This window comes from Terriglobales bacterium, assembly GCA_035624475.1.
GTDB lineage: Bacteria > Acidobacteriota > Terriglobia > Terriglobales > Acidobacteriaceae > DASPRL01.
The window spans coordinates 1-9,869 of the sequence record DASPRL010000326.1; the positions used below are offsets into that span (position 1 = coordinate 1).

Genomic DNA, 9,869 nt, shown 5'->3' on the forward strand with positions numbered 1-9,869 from the left:
AAATCCCCGCCCGTCCCTGCGCCGGTGGCCAGTCCCGCCCCGGCCGCGCCCGCCGCTCGACCGGAGCGGCGCCGCGCCCCGCGCCTGCCTGAGACCCCGCCCACGCCTCCGCCTCCGCCCAAGCTGGACGACTACGAGCCCATCCTGGGGCGCCCCGAACTGGACGAATTGCACTTCCTGGCCAGCCGCCTGCGCGGCAAGACCGTCAAGATGGTCAACTCCACCGCCATGGGCGGGGGCGTGGCCGAGATCCTCAACCGCCTGGTGCCCATCCTCAACGAGCTGGAGCTTCCCACCCGCTGGGAGGTGATCACCGGGGGCGACGATTTCTTCGAGGTCACCAAGGCCTTCCACAACGCTTTGCACGGGGGCGAGTATGAGTTCACCGCCTCCGCCCGCGACCTCTTCCTGGCCGCCAACGAGCAGAACCGCCAGCGCATGGAGTTTGTGGAGGACCTGTTCGTCATCCACGATCCCCAGCCGGCCGCGCTCATCCAGGCGCGGGACCCGCGCCGCGGGCGCTGGGCCTGGCGCTGCCACATCGATCTCTCCAACCCCCATCGCGGGGTGTGGGAGTTCCTGCGCCCCTTCGTGGAGCGCTACGACGCCGCCATCTTCTCTTCCCCCGCCTTCGCGCGCCAGCTTCCCATCCCCCAGTTCCTCTTCTACCCCTGCATCGACCCGCTCTCGGAGAAGAACAAAGAGCTGGAAGACAGCTTCGTGCAGAAGGTGTGCGACGACTTCGGGCTGGACCGCTCCCGCCCTATCGTCACCCAGATCTCGCGCTTCGACCGGCTGAAGGACCCGCTGGGGGTGATCGAGGCCTACCGCCAGGCCAGGAAGTACGTGGACTGCCAGCTGGTGCTGGCCGGGGGCGGGGCCAAGGACGATCCCGAAGGCGCCGCCGTGCTCGCCGAGGTGGAGCAGGCCGCCGGCGACGATCCCGACATCTTCATCCTCAACCTGCCGCCCTGGTCGGCGCTGGAGATCAACGCCCTGCAGCGCGCCTCCACCCTGGTGATACAGAAATCGCTGCGCGAGGGCTTCGGCCTGACCGTGGCTGAGGCCCTGTGGAAGGGCAAGCCGGTCATCGGCAGCGCCGTCGGCGGCATCCCCACCCAGATCATCCACAAGCTCACCGGGGTGCTGGTGCAGTCGGTGGAGGGCTGCGCCTATCAGATCCGCTATCTGCTCACCCACCCCGAGTTCGCCCGCCAACTGGGCCAGGACGGGCGCGAGCACGTGCGCGAGAACTTCCTCATCACCACCAACGCCAAGCGCTACCTGGTGATGTTCCAGGTGCTGCTGGGGCTGGTGCCGCCGCTGCGCGCGGCTTGAGCCCGGCGCGCAGGCCCTCCCCGGAGCTACAATGCGGTCCTGGGGAGGAAGCCTCGCCATGTTCTGTCCCGCCTGCGGCTCGCAGAACGCTCCCGAAGCCCAGAAGTGCGCGGCCTGTGGCGCGGCCCTGCCGGTGGCAGCGGCTGCCGCCGCTCCCGCTCCCGCGGCGCCCTCGGCCCCGCCCGGAGGCGCTCCCGCGGCACCCGTCACGGCCCCTGTGGCCACCATCTCCAGCGACGTCTATGTAGGCAAGTACCGCCTGGCCGGGCTGGGTGACCGCTTCCTCGCCCTGGTGTTGGACGGGTTTCTTCAGGCCGCCCTGTTCGCCCTCATCGGCATGTGGGCGGCGGCGCGCTGGGGTGGCGTCACCGAGACCGGCTTCAGCCTGGAAGGGCCGCGCGCCCTCGTGCCCCTGGGGCTGGCCCTGGCCGCCGGCTTCCTCTACTTCTGGCTGATGGAGGGGCTCTTCGGAGCCACCCTGGGCAAGGCCGCGATGGGTATTCAGGTGCGGCGCAAGGACGCCTCCGCCTGCACCCTGGCCGCTTCCTTGGTGCGCAACCTGGCCCGCCTGATCGATGGCCTGTTCTTCTACCTGCTGGGCTTCTTCGTGGCGTTGTTTTCCCGGCTGCGGCAGCGGGTGGGCGATCACCTGGCGGGCACGGTGGTGGTGCAGCGCGCCTGGGGAAAGGCGCTGCGCGGCGCCGTCGCCCTGCTGTGGCTGGCCGCCATCGGCGGCTGCCTGTGGTACGCCTACCAGATCCACAAGACCGCGCCCCTGCCCGCGGGGGGCGCGACCGGCGCCCCGGCTTCCACCGCCGGTGGCGGCGCCGTCCCCGCCGGCTTCACCAGCGGCGACTATGCCCTGGTGAACTTCTCCTTCCGCGAGAGCAAGGAGGGCCCGCTGCGTCCCGCCGGCCCTTACCACCCCGGCGACCAGGTGTATGCCAGTTACGAGCTTCAGGGCGCCTCCCGGGGTCCGCAGAATCAGATCAACCTGGCCTTCACCATCACCCTGCTGGATCCCGGCGGCGCTACCGTGGAGACCCTCACCACCGGTCTGAACCAGGCGCTGGACCCCACTTCGCCCATCAAAGGGACCTTCCAGTTTCCCCTCAAGCCGTACTACCCGCCGGGAGCCTACAAGGTCGCCATCCACATGCACGACGGGGTGAGCAGCCGCGACGCCGAGTTCTTCCCCGGCTTCACCGTGGAGGCCCCGGCGCTGGCGCCCGCCAGCCAGCTCGAGCTCCGCGACTTCCAGTTCTCGACTGCGCAGGACGGCCCCGCCCTCACCCCCGCCGTCTACCAGCCCGGGCAGACCGTCTATTACCGCTTCTCGCTCTTCGGCCTGCAGTTCAGCCAGGACAAGTGCAACCTGCACATCGCCTTCAAGCTGCTGGGGCCGAACGGGGACGTCCTGATGGACAAGCCCGACTGGGACGTCACCGAAGACAGCTTCCCTTACCACCCCGCCACCTTCTACATCCCCTACCACGGCTACATCTCGCTGCCCTCCGGCGCCGCCAAGGGCAGCTACACCCAGCAGTACGTGATCAGCGACAATGCCGCCGGCAAGACTCTCACCTATGAGGCGAAGTTCGAAGTGAAGTGACTACTTGCCCTGGAGGGAAGGCCCGGCGGTATTGAGCAGTCCGTAGGTCAGGTCGGCGAGGGAGATGGAATTGTAATCGCGGGTGGTGACATCCACTACCGCCTGCCCGATGAGGCGAGTGCTGGCCACCGAGCGCATGTGCACCGGGAAGGTGAAGCTGCCGAAGTCCGCATACTCCTGCACGAACTCGATCTTCTTCACCCAGAAGGAGGGCGACTTCACGATCTCGCCCTCGGCCCGCCGCAGCCCCCCGGTGAAGACGTCCAGGTAGATCTTGCCCTTGAACAGCCCGGAGCGCTTCTGCCGCGGCTTGACCTCATAGACGTAGGTGGGTTGGTTGTCCACCTGCTCCGTGCCCTTGTAGCTGAACTTGTAGTTGTCGGGGCTGATGGCGGTCAGGGCGCTCTCGCCCTTGGCCACGTGGTCCACCTCCGACTGCAGCAGGCGGGTGATCACGTTGGACTTCACGAAGCCGTCGCCGCTGTACTTGACCGCCTTGAACTTCAGGCTGTTAGGCGCGGTGTAGTGGCGGGTGAGCTCGAACTCGCCTTGCTGGGAACTCTGCGGGAGTTCGGCGCGGATGGTCGTTGCCGCCGAGTACTCCGCCAGGTACTGGGCCTGGGCCTGCAGCTTGCGCTGATAGCACTCCAGCGCCAGTTGCGGGGCCAGGCGCACGGCCGCGCTGGGCGGCACCAGTTCCAAGGGCGCTGGGCGCACCGGCAGAACCAGGTTGGTGCTGGGCTCCGGCAACCGGCTGGGCAGCTCGGAGCGCAGGCTGGACGGCCCTTGAGCCAGGACCACCCCGGGCGTCCCAAGCGCCCACACCAACGCCGCGATGGCGAGTATCTGCTTTCGCATGTTTCTCTTGTGTTTCTTTTATACAGGAGCGGGGTGGATCAGGGAAGTGACGGAGGTAACTTTTTAGTCGTTGGCAACGACTATCGCCCCCCCGAGCGTGGGAACCATTTCCCGCTTCCCGGCATCCAAAGGTAGTAGTCAACGCACGATGCCCTGACGGGTACGTCAGGGCCGCTCAGAAGGCCGCAAACCGGCGGCTTTCTGGGCCCCCTTCGGGGTCGCGTCCCCTCTCCTGCCTTTCGGACTCCAGGAAACCTCCGCGGTACACTGGTCGCGCCATGAAGTCCGTCATCGTCGGCACCGCCGGCCACATCGACCATGGGAAGACCGCCTTAGTCAAAGCCCTGACCGGCATCGACGCCGACCGCCTGCAAGAAGAAAAGCGCCGCGGCATCACCATCGACCTGGGCTTCGCCCACCTGGAATTGCCCGGCCCGCAGGGCGAGCGCTTGCGCCTGGGCTTTGTGGACGTCCCCGGACACGAGCGCTTCGTGCGCAACATGCTGGCTGGCGTGGGCGGCATCGACCTGGTCCTGCTGGTCATCGCCGCCGACGAGGGCATCAAGCCCCAGACCCGCGAGCACTTCGATATCTGCCGCCTGCTCGACATCCGCCGCGGCCTCACCGTGCTCACCAAGGCCGACCTGGTGGACCGCGAGACCCTGGAGGTGGTCCGCCTGGAGGTGGAGGAGTTCCTGCGCGGCTCCTTCCTGGATCCGGCCGCCGCCCCCATCGTCCCGGTCAGCGCCCTGACCGGCGCCGGGCTGGACGAGTTGCGGCGCGAGCTGGCGCGCGCCGCCGCCGCAGCCGCCGCCAAGGACTCCGCCGCTCCCTTCCGTCTGCCCATCGACCGCGTCTTCACCATGAAGGGCTTCGGCACGGTGGTGACCGGCACCCTGGTCTCGGGCTCGGTGAAGAAGGAAGAGGAGGTCGAGCTCTTCCCTGCCGGACAGCGGCTGCGGGTGCGCGGCATCCAGGTGCACAACGCGTCCGCGGAGCAGGCGATTGCGGGCGAGCGCACCGCGCTGAACCTGGCCGGCGTGGAGAAGGAGCAGTTGGCCCGCGGCATGACCCTGGCCGCTCCCGGGCTCTTCCGCCCCACCCGGCGCTTGGACGTCTCGCTGGCGCTGCTGCCTTCGGCGCGGCCGCTCAAGGACCGCGCCCGCGTCCACTTCCACGCCTACACCGCCGAGATCGTGGCCGAAGTCGTGTTGCACGGGGCGCGGCAACTGGAGCCTGGGGGCTCGGGTTTCGCGCAGCTTCGGCTCGCCGCACCCATCCTGCTGCTGCCCGGCGACCGCTTCATCCTGCGCCAGTTCTCCCCGGTGGTGACCATCGGCGGTGGGGTGGTGCTCGACGCCGAGCCGCTGCCCAAACAGGAGGACCGCGCCCAGCTCCTCGCCACCCTGGCCGCCGGCGACCCCGCCGAGATGGTGGTCGCGCGCCTGGCCCGGCGCGGACTGCAAGGCCTGGAGCTGCGCGACCTGGCGGCGGAGATGGGCTGGCCACAGGAGCGCGCCCTCGCGGTGGTGGGCCCGCTGGAAGCCGTCCATCGCATCGTTCGCCACGGCGACCACCTCACCGACGTGCCCGCCTACGCCGCCGCCCGCAAGCTGGTGCAGAACGCCGTCGCCGAGTTCCACGCCCGCAACCCCCTGGTCGCCGGCATCAGCAAGGAAGACCTGCGCGTGCGCTGCGGCCTCCCCGTGGCCGTCTTCCAGGGAGTGCTGGAAGCGCTGGTGCGCCAAGGGGCCATCGAGATCCAGGGCGAGCAGGTGCGCCTGGCGGGCCGCAGCGTCGTGCTCAAGGACGAAGAAGCCGAAGCCAAGCTGATCATCGAGCGCGCCTTCTCCCAGGCCGGGCTGAAGGTGCCCTTCCTCAAGGACGTGCTGGCGGCCCTGCCGGTAGACCGCGCCCGCGCCCAGAAGATCGTCACCCTGCTGCTGCGCGACAAGGTGCTGGTCAAGCTCACCGAGGAGCTGGTCTTCCACCGCGACGCCCTGGCCGAATTGCGCCGCATGATGGCCGCGGCCAAGGCCACCACGCCCAAGCTCAACGTCGCCCAGTTCAAGGACCTGACCGGCATCACCCGCAAGTACGCCATCCCCCTGCTGGAATGGCTGGACCGCGAGCGCGTCACCCGCCGCGTGGGCGACGAGCGGGTGATTCTCTAACCACGAAGGACACGAAGGTTCACGGAGGTTTTTCCTTAGTGTTCCTTCGTGCCCTTCGTGGTTAGCTCTTGCGATGCGTCGGCTTTCGTCTGAAACTTGAACCGTGAAACCCGGAACGTCCATGCTGACCATCCGCCCTGCCACCGCCGCCGATGTCTCCCTGATCCTGGCCTTCATCCGCGAGCTGGCCGCCTACGAGCGCGAGCCCGACGCCGTGGCCGCCACCGAGGCCGACCTGCTGCGCGACGGCTTCGGCCCTCGCCCCGAGTTCCGCGTGCTCCTGGCCGAGTGGGACGCGCAGCCGGCCGGCTTCGCCCTCTTCTTCCACAACTACTCCACCTGGCAGGGCCGCCCCGGCCTCTACCTCGAGGACCTGTTCGTGCGCCCCCAGTTCCGCGGCAAGGGCATCGGCAAGGCCCTGCTGGTGCGCCTGGCGCAGATCGCGCGCCAGGAAAACTGCGGCCGCCTGGCCTGGGAGGTGCTCGACTGGAACACCCCTTCCATCGAGTTCTACAAGTCCCTGGGAGCGGAGACCCTGCGGGAGTGGCTGATCATGCGCGTGCAGGGCGAGGCCTTGGATCGCCTGGCGCGGCTTGAAACCTGAAACGTGAAACCTGAGACTGCAGTTCGGATCATCGGCGCCGGCCTGGCAGGCAGCGAGGCGGCGTGGCAACTGGCGCGCCGCGGCCTGGCGGTCGTGCTCTGCGAGATGCGCCCCGCACGCCCCACCCCCGCGCATCAGAGCGCCGACTTCGCCGAGTTGGTCTGCTCCAACTCGCTGAAGTCCGACGCGCCCAACACCGCTCCCTGGCTGCTCAAGGAGGAGATGAGGCGCGCCGGGTCGCTCTTGATGCGCCTGGCCGCCGAGACCGCCGTCCCCGCCGGCCACGCCCTGGCGGTGGACCGCGCCGCCTTCGCCGCCCGCGTGACCGAGGCCCTCTCCCGCGAGCCCCTCATCGCCGTGCGCCGCGAGGAGGTCACTTGGATCGACGAGGACGGAGGCCTCACGGTCGTGGCCACCGGCCCGCTCACCTCGGACGCGCTCTCCCAGGAGATCGCGCGCCTATCCGGCAGCGCGCACCTCTACTTCTACGACTCCATCTCGCCCATCGTGGAGGCCGACTCCATCGACATGGCGCGCGTCTACAAGGCGGCCCGCTACGGCAAGGGCACCGCCGACTACATCAACTGCCCCATGACCCGCGAGGAGTACGACCGCTTCTACGATGCGCTGGTGGCGGCCGAATCCGTCGCCGGCCACGACTGGGAGAAGCTCAACTACTTCGAGGGCTGCCTGCCCATCGAGGAACTGGCGCGGCGCGGGCGCGATACCTTGCGCTTCGGCCCGATGAAGCCGGTGGGGCTGCTCGATCCCGGCGGCCGCCAGCCCTGGGCCGTGGTCCAATTGCGCCAGGAGAACCTGCGCGCCGACAGCTACAACCTGGTCGGCTTCCAGAACCACCTCAAGTTCGGCGAACAGGCGCGCGTGCTGCGGCTGATCCCCGGGCTGGAGAACGCGCGCTTCCTGCGCTTCGGGCAGATCCATCGCAACACCTACATCAACGGCCCCGCCCTGCTGGGCGAGAGCCTGCAGATGAAGGCGCACCCGCGCGTGCTCTTTGGCGGGCAGATCTCCGGGGTCGAGGGCTACGTGGAGTCCATCGCCACCGGGCTGATGGCCGGGATGCACGCCGCCGCCCTGGCCCAAGGTGCGGAACCGGTGCCGCCGCCCCGCGCGACCGCCTTCGGCTCTCTCGTCCACTACATCACGCACGCCGACGCGGCCAACTTCCAGCCTGCCAACATCACCTTCGACCTGCTGCCGCCGCTGGGGGAGAAGGTGCGCGACCGCGGTGAGCGCCATCGTCGCCAGTGCGAGCGCGCCCTGCGCGACTTCGAGGGGTGGCTGGCCGCCTGCGGGCGGACCTTGACGGTCGCTCCCAACCACTGAAGGTCCTGGCGGACAACCTCTCCCGGCACGGACGGTTCTAACTGAATAGGAACTCCTTTCTCTGCCGGAGGTGTCTCATGCGCCACACCCTCTGGGCCCTCGCACTCCTTGCCACTCTGACTCTCACGGCCGCTGCCCAGCGTGAAGCAACCCAGTCTGCGGGTGGTGGCGGCAGCAGCGGTGGAGGCAGCTCGGGCTCCTCCTCCTCGGGCTCCTCCGGCGGCGGCTATTCCGGCGGATCCTCTTCCGACTCGGGCGGTGGCAGTTGGAGCGGCAGCTCCGGCGGCTCCAGCTCCCGCGACTACGGTGGCGGTGGGAGCAGTAGCAGCTCCGGCGCCTCCAGCTCCCGCGACTCGAGTGGCGGTGGGAGCAGTGGCAGCTCCGGGGCTTCCACCTCGCGCGGCGCCAGCGGCAGCTCGCATTCTTCGGGCTCGGCCGGCGGCGCCTCAGCATCCGGCTCCGGTGGCGCGAGCGGCAGCTCCCGCGGTTCCTCCGTGGCGCCCGTGCTCGACGATGGTCCCCCCCGCCCGCCCCTTCCCGGCGGCAAGCAGCCCGATAAGAGGCCCCCGACTCCGCCGGCCTCGCCGGTGGCGCCCGCGCCAGGGGTGCCTGCGCCGGGTGTCGGGAAGAACCCGGTGGCGACGCCGACCGCTCCGGTGGAGAGGAACGCCCGCCCCGAGGCCTTCCCCCACAATCCCTGCTATCCGCACGGCGTCCAGCAGGGCGGAAGCTGTGTGCCCTGCCCCGGAGGCCAGTTGGCGACGGTGGTGAACCAATGCGTGGCTCCGCCCGAACGGAATGAAGCCTTTGATTGCGAGCTACACCCGTCGAATTGGGGCTGCGGGCAGAGCACTTCCCAGGGCGCGTCCCTGTCTTGCGCCTGGCTGCTGCGCCAGGTGGAAGAGGAGGAGTCGGAGCTCGCCCAGCTCAATCAGCAGCGCAGCGCGGCTTGCGGCCAGGATGCGAGCGGGGCGGACTGCCAGGCCCTCTCCGCCCAGTACCAGCAGTTGGTGCAACAGGTACGCCAGGACCAGGCTGCCTACAACCGCTGCCAGATCAGCCACCGCTAGCTGGCCACGGCGCTCCAAAAACCCGTTGACTCCTCTCCCCCGTCCGGGTTAGCTTGCGCGCGTTCCACCCAAGCCTGAGCCGAGGATTGCCGTGCCGCTTTCCGCCGTGGACGTGGTTTCGCCCAGCTTCCAGCGCACCAAGGACTTGCTGTTCAAGCCCTTCCGCTTCGCCATGTGGTGGCGGCTGGCCATCATCTCCCTGCTGGCGGGAGAGGTCTCGGGCTCGGGAGGCGGCCCAGGGAACTTCCGCATCCCCGTCAACACCCACGGTCACCAGGGCGGCGACCAGCTCCTGGCCTTGCCCGGCGACCCCGCCCAGATCGCGCTCTTCGTCGTGGCGCTGGTGGTGGTGGGAACGCTGCTGTTCGCTTTCTTCCTTCTGCTCAACAGCGTCTTCCGCTTCATCCTCTTCGACGTGATCGTCACCGGGCGCTACCGCATCCGCGAAGGCTGGCGGCGCTGGTTCTCCGACGGCGGCCGCTACTTCTGGTGGCAGGCGGGCGTGGCCCTGGCCATGCTTCTGGCTGCCGCCCTGCTGCTGGGCCTGCCCGCGCTGCTGGCCTGGCGGGCTGGGGTCTTTCGCAGTCCGGGAGACCACGTCGCCCTGCTGGTTCTCGGAGGCATCTTGCTGTTTGTGGTGTTCGTGCTGCTGGTAGTGGCGGGCGCGCTGGTCGGAGTCTTCTCCAAAGACTTCCTGGTGCCGGTGATGGCGCTGGAGAAGGTGGGGCCCATCGAGGGCTGGCGGCGGCTCTGGCCCATGCTGCGCGCTGAAGGCTCCTCCTACGCCGCCTACGTGGGGATGAAGATCGTGCTGGCGCTGGGCGCCGGCTTCATCTTCGGCATCATCACCCTCATCGTGATCCTGA

8 protein-coding genes are annotated in these 9,869 nt (G+C 69.0%); 7 read left to right on the top strand and 1 reads right to left on the bottom strand.

Features of this window, described 5'->3' with window-relative positions; all coding sequences use genetic code 11:
- A partial coding sequence (locus VEG08_13050) for a glycosyltransferase (protein HXZ28913.1) occupies positions 1-1,338 on the top strand: 1,338 nt, incomplete at its 5' end.
- Between the two features lie 58 nt (positions 1,339-1,396).
- Positions 1,397-2,950, top strand: coding sequence for an RDD family protein (locus tag VEG08_13055; protein ID HXZ28914.1), 1,554 nt, complete (start codon positions 1,397-1,399; stop codon positions 2,948-2,950).
- On the opposite strand, the gene VEG08_13060 is transcribed toward VEG08_13055, so the two are convergent.
- Positions 2,951-3,808 carry a hypothetical protein gene (locus tag VEG08_13060; protein ID HXZ28915.1) on the bottom strand — a complete coding sequence of 286 codons (858 nt, stop codon included), beginning with the start codon at positions 3,806-3,808 and terminating at the stop codon, positions 2,951-2,953.
- 278 nt (positions 3,809-4,086) lie between these two features.
- Between VEG08_13060 and selB the strand changes: the two genes are divergently transcribed.
- From selB to VEG08_13085, 5 genes are all read left to right on the top strand, one after another.
- Positions 4,087-5,982: a selenocysteine-specific translation elongation factor gene (gene selB, locus VEG08_13065; protein HXZ28916.1), complete on the top strand. Its 1,896-nt coding sequence runs from the start codon at positions 4,087-4,089 to the stop codon at positions 5,980-5,982.
- A 103-nt stretch (positions 5,983-6,085) separates the two neighbouring features.
- Entirely contained in the window at positions 6,086-6,586 is a 501-nt protein-coding gene (locus VEG08_13070; GenBank protein HXZ28917.1) for a GNAT family N-acetyltransferase, read from the top strand.
- A 3-nt stretch (positions 6,587-6,589) separates the two neighbouring features.
- On the top strand, positions 6,590-7,933 hold the full coding sequence (trmFO, locus tag VEG08_13075) for a methylenetetrahydrofolate--tRNA-(uracil(54)-C(5))-methyltransferase (FADH(2)-oxidizing) TrmFO (protein HXZ28918.1): 1,344 nt from the start codon (positions 6,590-6,592) through the stop codon (positions 7,931-7,933).
- Between the two features lie 635 nt (positions 7,934-8,568).
- Entirely contained in the window at positions 8,569-9,003 is a 435-nt protein-coding gene (locus tag VEG08_13080) for a hypothetical protein (GenBank protein HXZ28919.1), read from the top strand.
- Between the two features lie 91 nt (positions 9,004-9,094).
- Positions 9,095-9,869, top strand: a 775-nt coding sequence (locus VEG08_13085; protein HXZ28920.1) for a hypothetical protein, incomplete at its 3' end; no start/stop codon positions are given.